This window comes from Pseudomonas sp. EggHat1 (genome assembly GCF_014892995.1).
Lineage (GTDB): Bacteria > Pseudomonadota > Gammaproteobacteria > Pseudomonadales > Pseudomonadaceae > Aquipseudomonas > Aquipseudomonas chaetocerotis.
Map to the genome: position 1 here is coordinate 195,258 of NZ_JACKQK010000003.1, position 18,720 is coordinate 213,977.

The window sequence follows — 18,720 nt, forward strand, 5'->3', positions numbered from 1 at the left end:
TCAGGCGCTGTCGCGCATCACCAGTTCGAAGCCGACGTCGATGCAGTGCTGCTCCGGCGTTTCGCCACGCATCAGCGCCAGCAGCATGTTCGCCGCCAGCTCACCGACACGACCACGGGTGGTACGCACGGTGCTCAAGGCCGGATGCATCCAGGCTGCGGCTGGCAAATCGTTGAAACCGGCGATGGCCAGGCTTCCCGGCACGTCCAGGCCCAGCTGACGCGCGCGGAACAGTGCCCCCATGGCCAGGTCGTCGTTGTTGAAGAACACCGCATCGATCTGCGGCTGCTGCGCCAGCAGACGGTCGAGCAACTCGGCGCCCAAGCCGATGGAGGACAACTCCGGCGTCAGCAATTCCAGCGCCGGGTCATGTCGATTGAGGTAACGCATCACCTGACGATAGCCTTCTGCACGCTGCAAGGTGCGTGGGTCAAGCTGCGCGGCGGCAAAGGCGATATGGCGGTAACCACGCTGCACCAGGGCACGGGTCATCGCGGCGCCGGCTTCGACCTGAGAGAAGCCGACGCAGTAATCCTCCGGCTCCTCGCTCAGCTCCATCAACGTCACCAATGGGCAACTGCTGGCGCCGAGGATTTCGCGCGCCGCGTCGCTGCGCTCGAAGCCCGTGAGCAGCAGACCCGCTGGCTGGTGCGCCAGGTAGGACCGCAGCAGACGCTCATCCTCCTCGACCCGGTAGTGACTGACACCGATCATCATTTCGAAGCCGGCCGGCATCAGCACCCGCTGGATAGCCTCCACGGTATCGACGAACACCGAGTTCGACAGTGACGGGATCACCACTGCCACCAGATTCGAGCGTGAACTGGCCAATGCCCGCGCTGCCGGGTTGGGCACGTAACCCAGCGCCTGAGCGGCGCGCATCACCTGCTCGCGCAACGCATCAGACACCCGCCCCGGCTGCGACAGCGCGCGCGAGGCGGACATCAACGAACAGCCTGCGGCCTTGGCCACGTCGGACAAGGTGACACGTTCTGCGGACCGGCGACGGCGTTGGCTCATAGCGCCTCCAATGATTTCAGCGGCCGATTCTACCAGCCCCGCCGGGGAATAAAGCGCGGGACACGCCGCCCGGGGTAACGCCACCATGCAAGGAGCGTTACCACCTGCGTGCCCCGCGAAACTGCGAACCTGCTCAGAATCAGCGGCGCACTGGCCGAGCCGATCCTGGGCAAGCCCTTATAGAGCGGCCTTCTCGGCTTCAGTCTGCACTTGATCGAACAGTTGCTGACCGACGGTCTCGACGACCTTCTGGATCGCCGGCGCGGCCTGCTCACGCATGCGCTGCACTTCGGTCGGCTCCACTTCGTTGATCTGCATGCCCTTGTCTTTCAGCTCGGCCAGGGCACGGGCTGCTTCCTCGCGGGTGTCCTTACGCTCGAAGTCACGCGCCTTCTTGGCCGCCTCCAGCAGGATGTTCTGCTCGGTCTGCGACAGACCATCCCACCAGCGCTTGGACACGGTGACGATCCACGGGCTGTACACGTGGTTAGTCACGGTCAGGTACTTCTGCACCTCGTAGAACTTCGAGGAAAGAATGGTGTTGAAGGGGTTTTCCTGGCCGTCGACGGCCTTGGTCTCCAGCGCGGTGAACAGCTCGGAGAATGGCAACGGCACGGCATTGGCGCCCATCAGCTTGAAGGTCTCGAGGAATACCGGGTTGGGCATGACCCGCAGTTTGACGCCGGAAAAGTCCTCCAATTTGCTGATCGGCCGCGTGTTGTTGGTCAGGTTGCGGAAGCCGTTCTCCCAGTACACCAAGCCGACCAGGCCCTTCTCTTCCAGCTTGTCCATGACCTGGCGGCCCACCGGGCCGTCGAGCACGGCATCGGCCTGCTCGGCACTGCTGAACAGGAAAGGCGTATCCCACACCGCCATTTCCTTGGTGATGCCGACCAGGGTTGCGGTGGAGCCGACCATCATTTCCTGCGCGCCGCCAATCAGCGCACTCTGCATCTGATCGTCCGAGCCCAGGCTGGCGGCACCGAAGGTGCGCACCTTGAGCTTGCCGTCGGAGGCCTTGGCGACCTCCTCGGCGAACAGCTTGGCCGCGCGGCCCTGATTGCTGTTCTCGTTGAGGCCGTAACCGAAGCGGATCATGCGTGAGCGCACGTCATCGGCATGGGCGGTGAAACTGGCGAGCGGGCTGCACAGCATGGCAGCGGTGAGGATGGCGAGCAGTGGACGTTTCATCGGGTCTACCTCTTATTGTTGTGAATGATATCGGCGCGCCAACGCCGTCAGGTCAACTCAGCGCAGCCAGGCCAGCGGCACGGTGACGATGGACGGAAACGCCACCAGCATCGCGACGATGATCAGGTAAATCAGAAAGAACGGCATGACGCCGCGTACCAGCACTTCCATGCGCAACTTGCCGATACCGCCGACGACGTTAAGCACGGTGCCCACAGGCGGCGTGATCAGGCCGATGGAGCCGATCAGCACGAACATCACGCCGAAGTACACCGGATCGACACCGGCCTTGATCGCGATGGGCGCCAGTACCGGCGCCAGAATCAGGATGGTCGGGGTCAGGTCGAGCACCATGCCAACCGCGATCATCAGCAGCATGATCGCCAGTACCAGCAGTTTGGGGTGCTCGGCCAGCGGCCCGAGCATGGCGCCGATTTCGTCAGGCAACTGCGCCAGGGTAATCATGTAGGCCGAGACTGTGGCCGCGGCGCACAGGAACATCACCGACGCCGTGGTGCGACTGGCGCGGGTCAGGGTCTCCATCAGGTCGTTCCAGCTCAACTCGCGGTAGAGCAAGGTGGACACGGCCAGCGCGTACATGGCGGCTACCACGGCGGCCTCGGTGGGGGTGAAGATACCGAAGCGCAGACCACCAACGATGATCACCGGCAGCATCAGCGCCGCCGCACCGTCGATCAGCACCCGCCGGCGCTCTGCAGCAGTGGCCTTGGGCGGCGTGGGCTCGGTGAAGCCGCGAGCGATCAGCGTCCAGGCGACGATCAGGCCGGCGCCCATGATCAATCCCGGCACCAGCCCCGCCATGAACAGCTGGCTGATGGAGGTGTTGGTGACCACGCCATAGATCACGAACGGCATCGACGGCGGAATGATCGGCGCGATGATGCCGCCAGCGGCTACCAGGCCCGCCGAGGAATGCACCGGATAACCGCGCTGGCGCATCATCGGCAACAGCAAGGTAGCCAGTGCAGCGGTGTCGGCCAATGCCGAGCCGGACATACTGGCCAGCAGCACGGCGGCCGCAATGGCAACGTAGCCGAGGCCGCCACGCAGATGGCCAAAGTAGGCCTGAGCCATGGCAATGATGCGCCGGGAAATGCCGCCGGCGTTCATCAGCTCGCCGGCCAGGATGAAGAACGGCACCGCCAGCAGCGGGAAGCTGTCAGCGCCGGCGAGCAGGTTCTGCGCCAGCAACTGCACGTCCCAGAAATCCAGGTACCACATCAGTACAGCAGCAGTGAGGATCAGGGCGAAGGCGATGGGCATGCCGAATGCCATGAACCCCAGCAGGGAAGAAAGAAATACCGCGACAGTCATCGGCAGGTCCTCGGTGGGCAGTGCCCGTCTTGTTGGAATGGAGCCAGCATCATTCGACGTGCGCCTGGGTCAATGTCGCCTGCGGCGCACGCCGCCAGAGGTTGACCAACTGCACCACCGCCAGAATCGCCAGCACCAGCATGCTCGCCAGCACCGGCAGCATCGCCAGCACCACCGGATAACCAACCACGGTACTGACGTTGCCCCAGCCGAACTGCACCTGATTCCAGGCGCCCAAGGCCGAGAGCAGGCTCGCTCCTGCCACGAGAATCCAGCTCAGCGAATCCACCAGTCGCTGCGCTAGCAGCGGGAAGCGGTCGCGAATCATGCGGAAGGTCATCAGCTCGCCACGGCGCATACCAGAGGCCACACCGACGAAGACCAGCCAGACGAACGCCAACCGCGAAAGCTCCTCGGCGCCCGGCCAGCCGGTGCCGAAGGCGTAGCGCAGCACCACGTTGGTAAACACCGCCACCACCATGAAGGCCATCAGCACCGCCATCAGGCCATCGGTCAGGCGATCGAACATGCGCGCGATGCGACCTTCGTAGATCGGCTCGGCGCCTAGCTGGGCAGCCTGGTTAGCGCTATCAATTTCGCTATCGAGCATATCCTGAGCCTGGCTCGGCACGGCCTCCGTAGCTTCGCGACGAACCCAAGCCTGAATGTCGGTTACCAACGCTTGCCGCGACTGTTGCGCATCGACGACTCGTACGTATGGTTCACCTGCCGGGCTTTCGAGAGTGGCGAACTGGCTGTCGACCAGCGAAGTCGGCATGAAATGTCCAGGCCGAGCACCGACACGTTGCACCGCAGTGGCGTGATCGATATCCAGATGCACGAACTGCAACCCCGGAACCGCCTGACGCAGGCGCTCGCGGTAAGCACGCTTGAGCGCCGAGCAGGCCAGCACGAAGCATTCACCTGCGGCCTGCGCGGCCAGCATCTGCTCGCACAGTGCATCCAGCCAGTGGCGACGGTCTTCGTCGCTCAGCGGGATGCCCGCGCGCATGCGCTCTACGTTCTCGGGAGGATGGAAATGATCAGCTTCGATATGGCGCCAACCGAGTGCGGTGGCGACCGCCTGGCTGATCTCGCTCTTGCCGGAGCCACTGACCCCCATGACCACCAGGGTGGTACGGGCAGGCAATGCGCAAGACTGCTGTTGCATGGGAACTCCATGGGCACCATCGAGGTGGCGCCGCTCATTGTTTGATCCGGATGTTAGCGCTATCCAAATCGTTCGACAACCCTCTTTCGGCAACATTTCGTAGAGCATTTCCGCTAATGGCTATCACCCAGCGCTAGTCCGCTGCTGACTGACACGTTCAATATCGCCTACCTGCCCCAAGGGAGACATTTCGCTTATGTACCGGCTGAGCCCCCGCTTCTGGCTGCCCGCATTGTTCCTGCCACTGGCTGCACAGGCCGAAAACGCCACCTACCAGGCCGACCCACTGGTAGTCACCGGCAGCCGCTACCAGGCCAGCGGCTGGCAACTGCCCTTCTCGGTCAACCGCATTGATGCCGAACAGGCCACTCTGGGTAAACCAGGCGTCAATCTTTCCGAGGCGCTCGGCAGTGTGCCGGGGCTGGTGGTGCAGAACCGGCAGAACTACGCGCAGGACCTGCAGATATCCTCACGCGGCTTCGGCGCCCGCTCGGCCTTCGGCATTCGCGGCATCAAGCTGCTGGCCGATGGTGTGCCGCTGTCCAACCCGGACGGCCAGGGCCAGGCGGCGACCTTCGACCTCGACACCCTGGAGCGCATCGAGGTCCTGCGCGGGCCATTCGCCAGCGTCTACGGCAGCAACTCCGGTGGAGTCATCCAGCTGTTCTCGCGCGATGGCGAAGGCGCCCCCAAGGTCTCGCTCGACACCTCCCAGGCCGCTTACGGCACCAGCCGTACCCGCGTCTCGGCCGAAGGCGGCAACGACAAAGCTGGCTTCATCATCAACCGCTCGCATTTCGAGACCGACGGTTACCGCGACCACAGCGGCGCCATCCTCGACAAGACCTTTGCCAAGCTGACCCTGTACCCGGATGACCTCAGCAAGCTCAGCCTGAGCTTCAGCGAACTGGATCAGAACGACACGCAAGACCCGCAGGGTCTGACCTGGGATCAGGTACAGAGCGACCGCCGCGCCGCCGCACCCAGCGCACTGCAGTTCGATACGCGCAAGACCGTCGATCATCGCCAGTTCGCCCTCAACTACGAGCGCAGCTTCGCCGCTGGAACCTGGCAGAGCACGCTCTACAGCGGCACACGCCGGGTGATTCAGTACCAGTCGATTCCTGTCTTTGTGCAGGCACCGGCGTCTCAGTCAGGCGGCGTGATCGACTTCGAGCGGCGCTTCCACGGCATCGGCAATCGCTGGATCCAGTCGTTCAATCTCGGCAGCAGCCTGTTGACCGTCACCACCGGCCTGGACTACGACTATTCGCGCGATGACCGCCAGGGCTACGAGAATTTCGTCGGTGCCACCCTGGGGGTGAAAGGTAATCTGCGCCGCGACGAGCGCAACGAAGTCACCAGTCTGTCGCCCTACCTCCAGGCAGCCTGGCAACTGGGCAAACTTGACCTACAGGCTGGTCTACGCCACAGCCAGGTAGAGTTCGACGTGGATGACCGCTTCCTGAGCAATGGCGATGACAGCGGCTCGGTCACCTACCGTAAGCTCACGCCCACTCTTGGCGCCAGTTACGCCCTGCTGCCAGATCTGAATATCTATGCCAGTTGGGGCAAGGGGCTTGAAACGCCGACGCTGAACGAGCTGTCCTATTCTGGCCCCAATAACAGCTTCGGCTTCGAGCTGAAACCAGCCACCAGCGAGCAAATTGAAATCGGACTCAAGGCCCGTCTCGCACAAGCGACCAGCCTGCAACTGGCGTTGTTCCAGATCGACACGGATGATGAGCTGGTGGTGGCGTCGGCCAGCGGTGGCCGTAGTCGCTTCCAGAACGCCGCGCGGACCCGCCGCCGGGGCGTCGAGTTGGCACTGGAAAGCCGCTTGAGCGACACCTTGCGTGCCAACCTCGCCTACACCGAGATCGACGCCACTTACAGCAAGGATTTCACCAGCAACGGCCGCCTGATCGAATCGGGCAACAAGCTGCCCGGCATTCCCGCGCGCACGCTATATGGCGAGCTGGCCTGGCAGCCGCAGCCATGGTTCAGCACCGCCGTCGAAGGCCTGTACCGCAGCAAGCTCTACGTCGAGGACAGCAATACCGCCAAGACGGCGCCCAGCCACGCACTGTTCAACTGGCAGGCACGCTTTGAGCAGAAGGCCGGGGCGCTGACCTTCAACCAGGTGCTGCGCATCGACAACCTGCTGGATCGCGAGTACATCGGGTCGGTGATTGTCGGTGACGGCAACGGCCGCTACTACGAACCCGGCCCGGAGCGCGCCTGGTATGTCGGCGCGGGTGTGCAGTATCAGTTCGATTGAGGCTGGTGGCGCATGTGCGCATCCAATGCCCGGCCTGAAGCCCCCTGCCCCGCTTGTGGGATAAGGCGTCAGAGGATACGTATCGCCAGATACGCACGCGTTCAATAACAAAAAAGGCCACCCGAGGGTGGCCTTTTTTTGAGCAGTCAGCGAAGGCTTAGGCCTTCTTGACTTCCCAACCGGTCAGCTCGGCCAGGGCCTTGCCGATGTCAGCCAGGGAACGCACGGTTTTAACGCCAGCGTCTTGCAGTGCAGCGAATTTCTCGTCTGCAGTGCCCTTGCCGCCAGAGATGATGGCGCCAGCATGGCCCATGCGCTTGCCGGGAGGAGCGGTCACACCAGCGATGTAGGAAACTACAGGCTTGGTGACGTTGGCCTTGATGTAGGCAGCTGCTTCTTCTTCAGCCGAACCGCCGATCTCACCGATCATGACGATCGCTTCGGTCTTCGGATCTTCCTGGAACAGTTTCAGGATATCGATGAAGTTGGAGCCCGGGATGGGGTCACCGCCGATGCCCACGCAGGTCGACTGGCCGAAACCGGCGTCGGTGGTCTGCTTGACGGCTTCATAGGTCAGGGTGCCGGAACGCGACACGATGCCTACCTTGCCTGGCAGGTGGATGTGACCCGGCATGATGCCGATCTTGCACTCGCCGGGAGTGATCACGCCCGGGCAGTTCGGGCCGATCAGGGTAATGCCCAGCTCGTCGCAGATGACCTTGGCATCCAGCATGTCCAGGGTAGGAATGCCTTCGGTGATGCAGACGATCAGCTTGATGCCGCCGAATGCCGCTTCCAGGATCGAGTCCTTGCAGAACGGAGCCGGAACGTAGATGACCGAAGCGTCAGCGCCGGTGGCTTCGACAGCTTCTTTGACAGTGTTGAACACTGGCAGGCCCAGGTGGGTAGTGCCACCTTTGCCCGGAGTCACGCCGCCAACCATCTTGGTGCCGTAGGCGATGGCTTGTTCGGAGTGGAAAGTACCCTGCGAGCCGGTGAAGCCCTGGCAGATGACTTTGGTGTCTTTATTGATCAGGACGCTCATTACTTGCCCTCCGCAGCTTTGACGACTTGCTGAGCAGCGTCGGTCAGGCTGGTTGCCGCGATGATGTTCAGGCCGCTTTCAGCCAGGACCTTGGCGCCCAGCTCTGCGTTGTTGCCTTCCAGGCGGACGACCACCGGGATCTTCACGCCGACTTCTTTCACGGCGCCGATGATGCCTTCGGCAATCATGTCGCAACGAACGATGCCGCCGAAGATGTTCACCAGAACGGCAGCGACGTTGCTGTCGGACAGGATGATCTTGAAGGCTTCGGTCACGCGCTCTTTGGTCGCGCCGCCACCTACGTCGAGGAAGTTGGCTGGCTTGCCGCCGTGCAGGTTGACGATGTCCATGGTACCCATGGCCAGGCCGGCACCGTTGACCATGCAGCCGATGTTGCCTTCCAGGGCCACGTAGTTCAGCTCGAAGCTGGCAGCGTGGGCTTCACGAGGATCGTCCTGCGACGGGTCGTGGAAGGTCTTCAGCTTCGGCTGACGGTACATGGCGTTAGCGTCGATGTTGATCTTCGCGTCCAGGCAGTGCAGGTCGCCGTCGGCCTTGATGACCAGCGGGTTGACTTCCAGCAGAGCCAGGTCGTGATCCTTGAACAGCTTGGCCAGACCTACGAAGATCTTGGCGAACTGAGCGACTTGCTTGCCTTCCAGACCCAGCTGGAAAGCCAGCTCGCGACCCTGGAACGGCTGAGCGCCAACCAGAGGATCAACGGTGGCCTTGAGGATTTTCTCAGGGGTATCGTGGGCCACTTTCTCGATGTCCACGCCACCTTCGGTGGAAGCCATGAACACGATGCGACGGCTGGAGCGGTCCACTACAGCGCCCAGGTACAGTTCCTTGGCGATGTCGGTGCAGGATTCGACCAGGATTTTGCTGACCGGCTGACCATTGGCGTCAGTCTGGTAAGTCACCAGACGCTTGCCCAGCCAGTTGGCGGCGAAGGCCTTGGCGTCTTCTTTGCTCTTGACCAGCTTTACACCACCGGCTTTACCGCGGCCACCAGCGTGGACCTGAGCCTTGACGACCCACTCGCTGCCGCCGATTTTTTCGCAGGCTTCTGCGGCTTCTTCCGGGGTGTCTACCGCGAAGCCCTTGGATACGGGCAGGCCGTATTCAGCGAACAGCTGCTTACCCTGATACTCGTGAAGATTCATGCTTGTCTACCGTCTTCGTTTAGGTATTGCGCATTCGGCGCTGTACTTGTGATACCGCGCCACCTGTGACTGCCGAAGCAGTCCGCCGGGCCTTCCGCTGCGAGTCGAACTCGACGCGGGCCACCCGACGTGGTTCTGCTTGCAAACACCACCGTAGCGATGAGGCGATTACACGACGCCCCGCCTGCCACGGCGGCTTACAACAACTACTGCAGTGACCGGTCACTGCCGGCCACTTCGCTTAACGCTTCTTGCGGTTGGCGATGTGAATCGCGCCACCGTTGACCGCCAGGGCCGCTTCGTGGAGCGCCTCGGACAGGGTCGGGTGGGAGAAGACCATCATGCCCAGGTCTTCGGCACTGGTGCCGAATTCCATGCCGATCGCGCCTTGCTGTACCAGCTCGGCAGCGCTTGGGCCGATCACGTGAACGCCCAGTACGCGGTCGGTGTTGGCGTCAGCGATGACCTTGACGAAGCCGCCGGTGTCGTTGGCCGCCATGGCGCGACCGCTGGCAGCGAACGGGAAGGTGCCGACATTGACGGCCACACCTTCGGCCTTCAGCTGCTGCTCGGTCTTGCCGACCCATGCAATTTCCGGATGGGTGTAGATCACGGACGGGATCAGGTCATAGTTCATCTGCGCCTTGTGACCCGCGATACGCTCGGCCACCATCACGCCCTCTTCCGAAGCCTTGTGCGCGAGCATGGCGCCACGCACCACGTCACCGATGGCGTATACGCCCGGAACGCTGGTTTCGCACTGGTCGTTGACGAAGATGAAGCCGCGCTCGTCCAGGTCCACACCGCTGTCGGAAGCCAGCAGATCGGTGGTCACCGGGCGACGACCCACAGCCACGATCAGCTTGTCGAAGGTCATCTTCTGCTCGCCATTGGCGTCAGTGAAGCTGACGACGACCTGCTTCTTCTTGACTTCCGAACCGGTTACGCGAGCGCCCAGGCGGATGTCCAGGCCCTGCTTGGTCAGGGTCTTCTGGGCTTCCTTGGCGACCTGCTCGTCGGCAGCGGCGAGGAACTTGTCCATGGCTTCCAGGACGGTGACTTCGGCACCCAGGCGAGCCCATACCGAGCCCAGCTCCAGACCGATCACGCCAGCGCCGATGACGCCCAGCTTCTTCGGTACGCTCTGGAATTCCAGGGCACCGGTGGAGTCGACGATGACATCCTGATCAACCGGGGCCGGCGGGATCTCGACCGGCTTGGAGCCAGAGGCGATGATCACGTGAGCAGCTTCGACCACCTGGGTCTTGCCGTCGGTGCCGGTGACTTCGACCTGCTTGCCGGCCAGCAGCTTGCCGTGGCCTTCGAGCAGGGTCACGCCATTGGCCTTGAACAGGCCGGCAACACCGCCGGTGAGGTTCTTGATGATGGTGTTCTTGCGCGCCACCATGGCCGGGACGTCGATGGTCACGCCCTTGGCTTCGATACCGTGAACGGCAAAACCGTCTTTCGCTTCGTGGTACTTCCAGGAGCTGTCCAGCAGCGCCTTGGAAGGAATGCAACCGACGTTCAGGCAGGTGCCGCCGAGCGCGACCTTGCCGTCGCTGCCCTGATACTTCTCGATGCAGGCAGTCTTCAGGCCGAGTTGCGCTGCTTTGATGGCGGCTACATAGCCACCAGGGCCGGCACCGATGACTACCACGTCGAATTTCTGGGTCATAACGTATTCCTTCTCGAATAAACCGGACGGCCCTGAGAACAGGGCCGCCGTGGAGGAGACTGGCTTTTAGATTTCCAGCAGCAGGCGAGCCGGGTCTTCAAGCAAGTTCTTGATGGTCACCAGGAAGGTCACGGCTTCCTTACCATCAATCAGGCGGTGGTCGTAAGACAGCGCCAGATACATCATCGGGCGGATCACCACCTGACCATTGATCGCCATCGGGCGCTGGATAATGTTGTGCATACCCAGGATGGCTGCCTGCGGCGGGTTAACGATCGGCGTCGACATCATCGAACCGAAGGTACCACCGTTGGTGATGGTGAAGGTGCCGCCGGTCATTTCTTCGATCGACAGCTTGCCGTCTTTGGCTTTCTTGCCGAAGGTGGCGATGCCGCTCTCGATTTCAGCCAGGCTCATCTGCTCGGCGTTGCGCAGTACCGGAACGACCAGGCCGCGGTCGCTGGAGACGGCAACACCGATGTCGGCATAGCCGTGGTAAACGATGTCGTTGCCGTCGATCGAGGCATTGACTGCCGGGAAGCGCTTCAGCGCTTCGGTGGCGGCCTTGACGAAGAACGACATGAAGCCCAGGCGCACGCCATTGTGGGACTTCTCGAACAGGTCCTTGTACTTCGAACGCAGGGCCATGACTTCAGTCATGTCGACTTCGTTGAAGGTGGTCAGCATGGCCATGGAGGACTGAGCCTCGACCAGGCGCTCGGCAATCTTGGCGCGCAGGCGGGTCATCGGCACACGCTTCTCGGTGCGGTCGCCAGTGGCGACGACAGCAGCAGCGGCCGGAGCAGCGGCAGGCTTGGCAGCAGCCGGGGCGTTCTTCTTGGCTTCGACGGCAGCGACCACGTCTTCCTTGGTCACTCGGCCACCTTTGCCGGTGCCGGCGATGCTGTTGGGGTCGATGCCGTTCTCTTCGGCCAGCTTGCGCGCGGCCGGAGAGAGGATGGCGTCGTCGCCAGCGGCGGCAGCCGGAGCAGCAGCTGGAGCCGAAGCGGCGGCGGCCGGTGCGGCGGCGGCCGGTGCGGCAGCCGGAGCAGCGGCGGCAGCGCCGCCTTCGGTCAGCTTGCCCAGCAGTTCGTTGGAAAGAACGGTGTCGCCTTCGTTCTTGATGATTTCAGCCAGAACGCCGTCGGCCTCGGCCAGTACTTCGATCACGACCTTGTCGGTTTCGATGTCGACGATCAGCTCATCACGCTTGACCGCTTCGCCCGGCTTCTTGTGCCAGGTGGCCACGGTGCCGTCGGCAACCGATTCCGGGAAGGTTGGGGCTTTGATCTCGATAGCCATTGTATGTGTTTCCTTAAATTCGGTTTACCGGCAGGTGGCACTCGCCACCTGCCGGATGAAGGCGTTAAACAGTAAAGGCGTCCTGCAGCAGTTTTTCCTGCTGCTCGGCGTGCATCGACGCATAACCACAAGCGGGCGCTGCCGACGCATCACGACCGGCGTACTCCAGGAACAGCGACTTCTTGTGTGCAGTAGCGACGCGACGCATGTGATGCTGGCTGCAATACCAGGCACCCTGGTTCATCGGCTCTTCCTGACACCAGACGATGTGCTTGAGGTTCTTGTAGGGCGCCAGCACTTCAGCCAGATCGTCTTCCGGGAACGGATAGAGCTGCTCGAGGCGCACGATGGCGATGTCTTCACGACCCTCGGCACGACGCTTCTCCAGCAGGTCGTAGTAGACCTTGCCGCTGCACAGGACCATACGCTCGACCTTTTTCGGGTCCAGCGAATCGATCTCGCCGATCACCGTCTGGAAGGAGCCTTCGGCCAGATCTTCCAGGGTCGAGATGGCCAGCTTGTGACGCAGCAGCGACTTCGGCGTCAGCACCACCAGCGGCTTGCGCAGCGGACGGATCACCTGGCGACGCAGCATGTGATAGACCTGTGCCGGGGTGGTCGGTACGCAGACCTGCATGTTGTGCTCGGCGCACAGCTGCAGGTAACGCTCCAGACGCGCCGAGCTGTGCTCAGGCCCCTGCCCTTCATAACCATGCGGCAGCAGAACGGTCAGACCGCAGAGGCGACCCCACTTGGTCTCGCCGCTGGAGATGAACTGGTCGAATACCACCTGGGCGCCGTTGGCGAAGTCGCCGAACTGGGCTTCCCAGATCACCAGCGCGTTCGGCGTGGTGGTGGCATAGCCGTATTCGAAGGCCAGTACCGCCTCCTCGGAGAGGTAGGAGTCGTACAGCTCGAACTTCGGCTGGCCGTCGTACAGGTTCTTCAGCGGAACGTAGGTCGAGGCGTCCTTCTGGTTGTGCAGCACCGCGTGACGGTGCGAGAAGGTGCCACGGCCGATGTCCTGACCGGTCATGCGGATCGGGTGACCTTCGACCAGCAGCGTGGCGTAAGCCATGGTCTCGGCGAAACCCCAGTTGATCGGCAAGCCGCCTGCACCCATCTTCTGACGGTCTTCGAGGATCTTCGCCACCTGGCGCTGAACCAGGAAGCCTTCAGGGATTTCCAGCAGCTTGGCCGAGAGATCCTGCAGGGTCTTCAGATCGAAGCGGGTATCATGACGCGCGGTCCAGGCATGGCCCAGGTACGGACGCCAGTCGACGAACAGCTCCTTGTTCGGTTCCTTGACCAGGCTCTTGACCACGTGCTGACCATTGTCCAGCGCGGTGCGGTACTCGTCGATCTTGGCCTGCACGTCGTCGCTGCTCTGCGCGCCAGCTGCAATCAGAGCGTCGGCGTACAGTTCACGGGTGGTGCGCTGCTTGGCGATCTGCTGGTACATCAGCGGCTGGGTGCCATTCGGCTCGTCGGCCTCATTGTGACCACGACGGCGGTAGCAGACCAGATCGATGACCACGTCACGCTTGTACTGCATGCGGTAGTCGACAGCCAGTTGAGTCACGAACAGCACGGCTTCCGGATCATCACCATTCACATGGAAGATTGGCGCCTGGATCATCTTCGCCACGTCGGTCGCGTACTCGGTGGAGCGCGCATCCAGCGGGTTGCTGATGGTGAAGCCGACCTGGTTGTTGATCACGATGTGGATGGTGCCGCCAGTCTTGTAGCCGCGGGTCTGCGACATCTGGAAGGTTTCCATGACCACACCCTGACCGGCGAAGGCAGCATCACCGTGGATGGAGATCGGCAGTACTTTCTCGCCACTGGCATCGCTGCGACGATCCTGACGAGCACGCACCGAACCCTCGACCACCGGGGAAACGATTTCCAGGTGCGAAGGGTTGAACGCCAGCGCCAGGTGCACTTCGCCACCGGCAGTCATGACGTTGGAGGAGAAGCCCTGGTGGTACTTCACGTCACCGGACGACAGACCTTCGGTCTTCTTGCCTTCGAACTCGTCGAACAGGTCGCGCGGATTCTTGCCGAAGGTGTTGACCAGAACGTTGAGGCGGCCGCGGTGGGCCATGCCGATGACGATTTCCTTGGTGCCGTAGGAGCCGGAACGCTGGATGATCTCGTCCAGCAACGGAATCAGGCTTTCGCCACCTTCCAGGCCGAAACGCTTGGTGCCCGGGTATTTGGTACCCAGGTATTTTTCCAGGCCTTCGGCAGCAGTGACACGCTCGAGCACATGCGCCTGAACTTCGGCGGAAAACTGCGGGCGACCGCGCACGCTTTCCAGGCGCTGGGCAAACCAGTTGCGTTGACCGGAGTCGACGATGTGGGTGAATTCGGCACCGATGGTGCGACAATATGTCTGCTGCAGCGCATCGCGGATTTCGCGTAGCGTTGCCTCTTCCTTGCCGATATACAACTCGCCAGTGCGGAATGTGGTGTCCAGATCCGCGTCGGTCAGGCCATAGTGATTGATCGACAGGTCAGACGGCGCAGTGCGCACCCACAGACCCAGAGGGTCGAGCTGGGCGGCCTGATGGCCACGCATGCGGTAGGCCTGGATCAAGCGCAGCACTTCCACCTGCTTCTTTTCGTGCTCGCTGCTGACGGCCCCGGCGGAAACCGGCTGGGCACGACGCGAATTCTTGGCGAGCAGGACGAAATGATCGCGAATGGTCGAATGCGATACGTCCGTTGCAGCGCTGCCGTCGGTCGGCAACTTCTGGAAGTAAGTGCGCCACTCTTCTGGCACAGCGTTGGGATCGTGCAGGTAGAGCTCGTAGAGCTCTTCCACGTAGGCAGCGTTGCCACCGGATAGGTGGGCACTGTCCCACATGCGCTGCATCACGCTTTCTTGCATGCTTGGTCACCCTCGGTAAGGGGACACCACCGGCGTGAATACCGCATGGTCCTGATCAAAGTCATGATGCTGCGACTCGGATAAAGCCACTTGGGTTCCCGCAGATAGTCCGGGTACCAGCCCGGATGCCCCTGCTGGTCGTCATGTTTTTCGAGTATGAGCCGCGGCTTTGTGGGCTGCGGCTCTGGCTTTACTGCGAGGCCGGCCTGAGCCGGACTCGCAGGTGTTACAGGTATAGCAACTTGCGAATCAGGTACCGCTCTGCAGCAGCATGTTACGCACGTGACCGATTGCCTTGGTCGGGTTCAGACCCTTGGGGCAGACGTTCACGCAGTTCATGATGCCGCGGCAACGGAACACACTGAACGGATCGTCCAGCGAGGCCAGACGCTCAGCGGTCTTGGTGTCACGGCTGTCGGCCAGGAAGCGATAGGCCTGCAGCAGTGCAGCGGGACCGAGGAACTTGTCAGGGTTCCACCAGAACGACGGGCAGCTGGTCGAGCAGCATGCGCACAGGATGCACTCGTACAGACCGTCGAGCTTCTCGCGCTCTTCCGGAGTCTGCAGACGTTCGATGGCCGGAGCCGGCGTATCGTTCTGCAGGAACGGCTGCACCTTCTCGTACTGCTTGTAGAAGATGCTCATGTCGACGACCAGGTCACGAATGACCGGCAGGCCCGGCAACGGACGAATCACCAGCTTGCCGCCCTTGAGGCCGGCAGCGGAGATCGGCGTGATACAGGCCAGGCCGTTCTTGCCGTTGATGTTCATGCCGTCGGAACCACATACGCCTTCACGGCAGGAACGACGGTAGGAGAAGCCTTCATCCTGTTCCTTGATCAGCGCCAGTACGTCGAGGACCATGATGTCCTTGCCGCCGGTGTCGACCTGGAAGTCCTGCATGAACGGAGCAGCGTCCTTCTCCGGGTTGTAGCGATAAACACTGACTTGCAACATATCAGTCACCCTTAATAAGTCCGAACCTTGGGTTCAAATGCCGGAACGGTCTTCGGCGCGAAGTTGACATCACGCTTGGCAACGCGCTTCTCGCCTGGGAAGTACAGGGAGTGGCACAGCCAATTCTGGTCATCGCGCTCCTCGAAGTCTTCACGAGCGTGGGCACCACGGGACTCTTTACGAGCCTCGGCGGCAACCGCAGTCGCTTCAGCCACTTCGAGCAGGTTTTGCAGTTCCAGCGCTTCGATACGCGCAGTGTTGAACGCCTGGCTCTTGTCCGCGATTTTGACTTTCGCGATGCGCTCACGCAGGTCGGCCAGTTGTTGGATGCCCTTCTGCATGTATTCGCCAGTACGGAATACACCGAAGTAGTTCTGCATGCACTGTTGCAGCTCTTTACGCAGCGGGGCGACGTCTTCGCCGGTGCTGCGCTCGTTGACACCAGCCAGACGCGACAGCGACTGTTCGATGTCGGTTTCGCTGGCACCACGGACTTCCACGCCTTCTTTCAGCGCTTTTTCCAGGTGCAGGCCAGCGGCGCGGCCGAATACCACCAGGTCGAGCAGCGAGTTGCCGCCCAGACGGTTGGCACCGTGTACCGATACGCACGCTACTTCACCTACAGCGAACAGACCTTCGATGATCTTGTCGTTGCCGTTGGCATCCTGAGTGATGGCCTGGCCATGAATGTTGGTCGGCACGCCGCCCATCATGTAGTGGCAGGTCGGGATCACCGGGACCGGAGCGACGACCGGGTCGACGTGAGCGAAGGTCTTGGACAGTTCGCAGATACCCGGCAGACGGCTGTGCAGCACTTCTTCGCCGAGGTGATCGAGCTTGAGCAGTACATGGTCCTTGTCCGGGCCACAGCCGTTGCCGGCGATGACTTCCTTGACCATGGAACGCGCAACCACGTCGCGGCCAGCCAGGTCTTTGGCATTCGGCGCATAACGTTCCATGAAACGCTCGCCATGGGCGTTGATCAGGTAACCACCCTCGCCACGGCAACCTTCGGTGACCAGTACACCAGCGCCGGCGATACCGGTCGGGTGGAACTGCCACATTTCGATGTCCTGCACCGGCACACCGGCACGCAGGGCCATGCCCACGCCGTCACCGGTGTTGATCAGGGCGTTGGTGGTGGAGGCGTAGATACGACCAGCACCGCCAGTGGCCAGGACCACGGCCTTGGAGCGGATATAGACGGTTTCGCCAGTCTCGATGCAGATGGCGATGACGCCGACGATGGCGCCATCTTGGTTCTTCACCAGGTCAACGGCGTACCACTCGTTGAGGAACGAGGTGCCAGCTTTCAGGTTGGCCTGATACAGAGTGTGCAGCAGCGCGTGACCGGTACGGTCGGCAGCAGCACAGGTACGAGCAGCCTGAGTCGGGTTATCCGGGCCCTTGGACTGACCACCGAACGGACGCTGGTAGATGCGACCCTGCTCGGTACGGGAGAACGGCAGCCCCATGTGCTCGAGCTCGAACACGGCTTCCGGGCCGACGGAGCACATGTATTCGATAGCGTCCTGGTCACCGATGTAGTCGGAACCCTTGACGGTATCGTACATGTGCCAGCGCCAATCATCGTTCGGGTCGGCCGAAGCGATGGCGCAGGTGATGCCACCCTGAGCGGAAACGGTGTGCGAACGAGTCGGGAACACCTTGGTGACCACGGCAGTCTTGTGACCGCCCTGAGCCAGTTGCAGCGCGGCACGCATGCCAGCGCCGCCACCACCAACGATGATGGCGTCATAAGAAAGAGTACGGATGCTAGCCATGAATCAGAAACCCCACAGAATCTGCACGCCCCAGACGAACATCGCAAACATCGCGATGCCACACACGGCCTGGAACAGGAAACGCACACCAGTCGCCCACTTGCCCAGCGCCATCGGCGTCAGGTAGTCGGTGGAAATGGTCCACATGCCAACCCAGGCGTGCACGCTCAGTGCTACAAGGGCCAGCAGGCTGAAGATGCGCATTGCGGTATGCGAGAACAGACCATGCCATTCGGCGTAGCCCATACCTGGATTACAGATCACATAGCCCAGCAGAAACAGCGTGTAAGCCGCGAGAACGACCGCAGAAACGCGCTGAGCCATCCAGTCGTAGAGGCCCGAACGCGAGAAATTCGTGACATTGGTTACCATATCCACACCCCCAGCAGCACGATCACGACCGCCGCAACGGCGATGACGATTTTCGAGCCCAGCTTGCCGCCTTCCAGCGTCTCACCGATGCCCATGTCCATGATCAAGTGGCGTACACCAGCCACCAGGTGGTACAGCAGAGCGGACAACAGACCCCAGATCACGAACTTGGCCAGCGGGCTGGTCAGGCACTCTTTCACCTGGGCGAAGCCCTCTTCGGAGGTCAGCGACTTGTCGAGGCCAAACAGCAGAATGGCGATACCGACAAAGAGGATGACACCGGAGATACGGTGAAGAATGGACGTGTAAGCGGTGATCGGAAGCTTGATAGTCCGAAGGTCTAGGTTTACAGGTCGTTGGCTATTCACGGCTTTTTTATCACACTGAGAGCCCCTAACTATCAGGGCAAAGTTGTTGGGAAGTGCACTGGCAAGGTACCCATCACCCAATGAGTGACAACCGCCATGACACGGCCCTAAAGCCTGTGGCGGTCGGCCGCAGAGTATAGACAGTTAGCAGACT

General features: G+C 61.8%; 14 protein-coding genes. 1 reads left to right on the forward strand and 13 read right to left on the reverse strand.

The window, feature by feature from the left end; translation table 11 throughout:
• The 4 genes from INS93_RS07315 to INS93_RS07330 all read right to left on the reverse strand — a co-directional run bounded on the left by INS93_RS07315 (position 1) and on the right by INS93_RS07330 (position 4,717).
• Positions 1 to 1,020 carry a LacI family DNA-binding transcriptional regulator gene (locus INS93_RS07315; RefSeq protein ID WP_160017963.1) on the reverse strand — a complete coding sequence of 340 codons (1,020 nt, stop codon included), beginning with the start codon at positions 1,018 to 1,020 and terminating at the stop codon, positions 1 to 3.
• Positions 1,021 to 1,197: 177 nt separating this feature from the next.
• Positions 1,198 to 2,211 (reverse strand): TRAP transporter substrate-binding protein, encoded by a 1,014-nt coding sequence (locus INS93_RS07320; protein WP_192980857.1) that lies wholly within the window; start codon positions 2,209 to 2,211, stop codon positions 1,198 to 1,200.
• A 57-nt stretch (positions 2,212 to 2,268) separates the two neighbouring features.
• On the reverse strand, positions 2,269 to 3,546 hold the full coding sequence (locus INS93_RS07325; RefSeq protein WP_192980858.1) for a TRAP transporter large permease: 1,278 nt from the start codon (positions 3,544 to 3,546) through the stop codon (positions 2,269 to 2,271).
• Positions 3,547 to 3,595: 49 nt separating this feature from the next.
• Positions 3,596 to 4,717: a gluconokinase, GntK/IdnK-type gene (locus tag INS93_RS07330; RefSeq protein ID WP_192980859.1), complete on the reverse strand. Its 1,122-nt coding sequence runs from the start codon at positions 4,715 to 4,717 to the stop codon at positions 3,596 to 3,598.
• Between the two features lie 196 nt (positions 4,718 to 4,913).
• On the opposite strand from INS93_RS07330, the gene INS93_RS07335 reads away from it, so the two are divergent.
• On the forward strand, positions 4,914 to 6,998 hold the full coding sequence (locus INS93_RS07335; RefSeq protein WP_192980860.1) for a TonB-dependent receptor: 2,085 nt from the start codon (positions 4,914 to 4,916) through the stop codon (positions 6,996 to 6,998).
• A gap of 157 nt (positions 6,999 to 7,155) precedes the next feature.
• Here the strand turns inward: INS93_RS07335 and sucD are convergent, their stop codons facing one another.
• From sucD to sdhC, 9 genes are all read right to left on the reverse strand, one after another.
• Positions 7,156 to 8,043, reverse strand: a complete 888-nt coding sequence (gene sucD, locus INS93_RS07340; RefSeq protein WP_059392427.1) for a succinate--CoA ligase subunit alpha — start codon at positions 8,041 to 8,043, stop codon at positions 7,156 to 7,158.
• Positions 8,043 to 9,209 carry an ADP-forming succinate--CoA ligase subunit beta gene (sucC, locus tag INS93_RS07345; RefSeq protein ID WP_074678179.1) on the reverse strand — a complete coding sequence of 389 codons (1,167 nt, stop codon included), beginning with the start codon at positions 9,207 to 9,209 and terminating at the stop codon, positions 8,043 to 8,045. The genes sucD and sucC overlap by 1 nt, the downstream gene beginning before the upstream one ends.
• 241 nt (positions 9,210 to 9,450) lie before the next feature.
• Positions 9,451 to 10,887, reverse strand: coding sequence for a dihydrolipoyl dehydrogenase (gene lpdA, locus INS93_RS07350; protein ID WP_192980861.1), 1,437 nt, complete (start codon positions 10,885 to 10,887; stop codon positions 9,451 to 9,453).
• Positions 10,888 to 10,953: 66 nt separating this feature from the next.
• Entirely contained in the window at positions 10,954 to 12,189 is a 1,236-nt protein-coding gene (gene odhB / locus INS93_RS07355) for a 2-oxoglutarate dehydrogenase complex dihydrolipoyllysine-residue succinyltransferase (RefSeq protein WP_192980862.1), read from the reverse strand.
• Between the two features lie 64 nt (positions 12,190 to 12,253).
• Positions 12,254 to 15,085, reverse strand: a complete 2,832-nt coding sequence (locus INS93_RS07360) for a 2-oxoglutarate dehydrogenase E1 component (protein ID WP_192980863.1) — start codon at positions 15,083 to 15,085, stop codon at positions 12,254 to 12,256.
• A 249-nt stretch (positions 15,086 to 15,334) separates the two neighbouring features.
• Positions 15,335 to 16,042, reverse strand: coding sequence for a succinate dehydrogenase iron-sulfur subunit (locus INS93_RS07365; protein ID WP_003459986.1), 708 nt, complete (start codon positions 16,040 to 16,042; stop codon positions 15,335 to 15,337).
• Positions 16,043 to 16,053: 11 nt separating this feature from the next.
• A complete protein-coding gene (gene sdhA / locus INS93_RS07370) occupies positions 16,054 to 17,826 on the reverse strand; it encodes a succinate dehydrogenase flavoprotein subunit (RefSeq protein WP_003459985.1) in 1,773 nt (590 codons plus the stop codon).
• 3 nt (positions 17,827 to 17,829) lie between these two features.
• Positions 17,830 to 18,198, reverse strand: coding sequence for a succinate dehydrogenase, hydrophobic membrane anchor protein (gene sdhD / locus INS93_RS07375; RefSeq protein WP_024308045.1), 369 nt, complete (start codon positions 18,196 to 18,198; stop codon positions 17,830 to 17,832).
• The gene (gene sdhC, locus INS93_RS07380; protein ID WP_037000859.1) at positions 18,192 to 18,566 is read right to left on the reverse strand and encodes a succinate dehydrogenase, cytochrome b556 subunit; all 375 of its coding nucleotides are present in this window, start codon (positions 18,564 to 18,566) and stop codon (positions 18,192 to 18,194) included. The genes sdhD and sdhC overlap by 7 nt, the downstream gene beginning before the upstream one ends.
• Between the last annotated feature and the right edge of the window lie 154 nt (positions 18,567 to 18,720).

Excerpts from the sequence above, each read along its gene's own strand:
- odhB (WP_192980862.1), bottom strand. The coding sequence starts at position 12,189 with ATGGCTATCGAGATCAAAGCCCCAACCTTCCCGGAATCGGTTGCCGAC.
- sdhA (WP_003459985.1), bottom strand. The coding sequence starts at position 17,826 with ATGGCTAGCATCCGTACTCTTTCTTATGACGCCATCATCGTTGGTGGT.
- sucC (WP_074678179.1), bottom strand. The coding sequence starts at position 9,209 with ATGAATCTTCACGAGTATCAGGGTAAGCAGCTGTTCGCTGAATACGGC.
- INS93_RS07360 (WP_192980863.1), bottom strand. The coding sequence starts at position 15,085 with ATGCAAGAAAGCGTGATGCAGCGCATGTGGGACAGTGCCCACCTATCC.
- INS93_RS07325 (WP_192980858.1), bottom strand. The coding sequence starts at position 3,546 with ATGACTGTCGCGGTATTTCTTTCTTCCCTGCTGGGGTTCATGGCATTC.
- INS93_RS07365 (WP_003459986.1), bottom strand. The coding sequence starts at position 16,042 with ATGTTGCAAGTCAGTGTTTATCGCTACAACCCGGAGAAGGACGCTGCT.
- sucD (WP_059392427.1), bottom strand. The coding sequence starts at position 8,043 with ATGAGCGTCCTGATCAATAAAGACACCAAAGTCATCTGCCAGGGCTTC.
- sdhD (WP_024308045.1), bottom strand. The coding sequence starts at position 18,198 with ATGGTAACCAATGTCACGAATTTCTCGCGTTCGGGCCTCTACGACTGG.
- INS93_RS07320 (WP_192980857.1), bottom strand. The coding sequence starts at position 2,211 with ATGAAACGTCCACTGCTCGCCATCCTCACCGCTGCCATGCTGTGCAGC.
- INS93_RS07335 (WP_192980860.1), top strand. The coding sequence starts at position 4,914 with ATGTACCGGCTGAGCCCCCGCTTCTGGCTGCCCGCATTGTTCCTGCCA.
- INS93_RS07315 (WP_160017963.1), bottom strand. The coding sequence starts at position 1,020 with ATGAGCCAACGCCGTCGCCGGTCCGCAGAACGTGTCACCTTGTCCGAC.
- INS93_RS07330 (WP_192980859.1), bottom strand. The coding sequence starts at position 4,717 with ATGCAACAGCAGTCTTGCGCATTGCCTGCCCGTACCACCCTGGTGGTC.
- lpdA (WP_192980861.1), bottom strand. The coding sequence starts at position 10,887 with ATGACCCAGAAATTCGACGTGGTAGTCATCGGTGCCGGCCCTGGTGGC.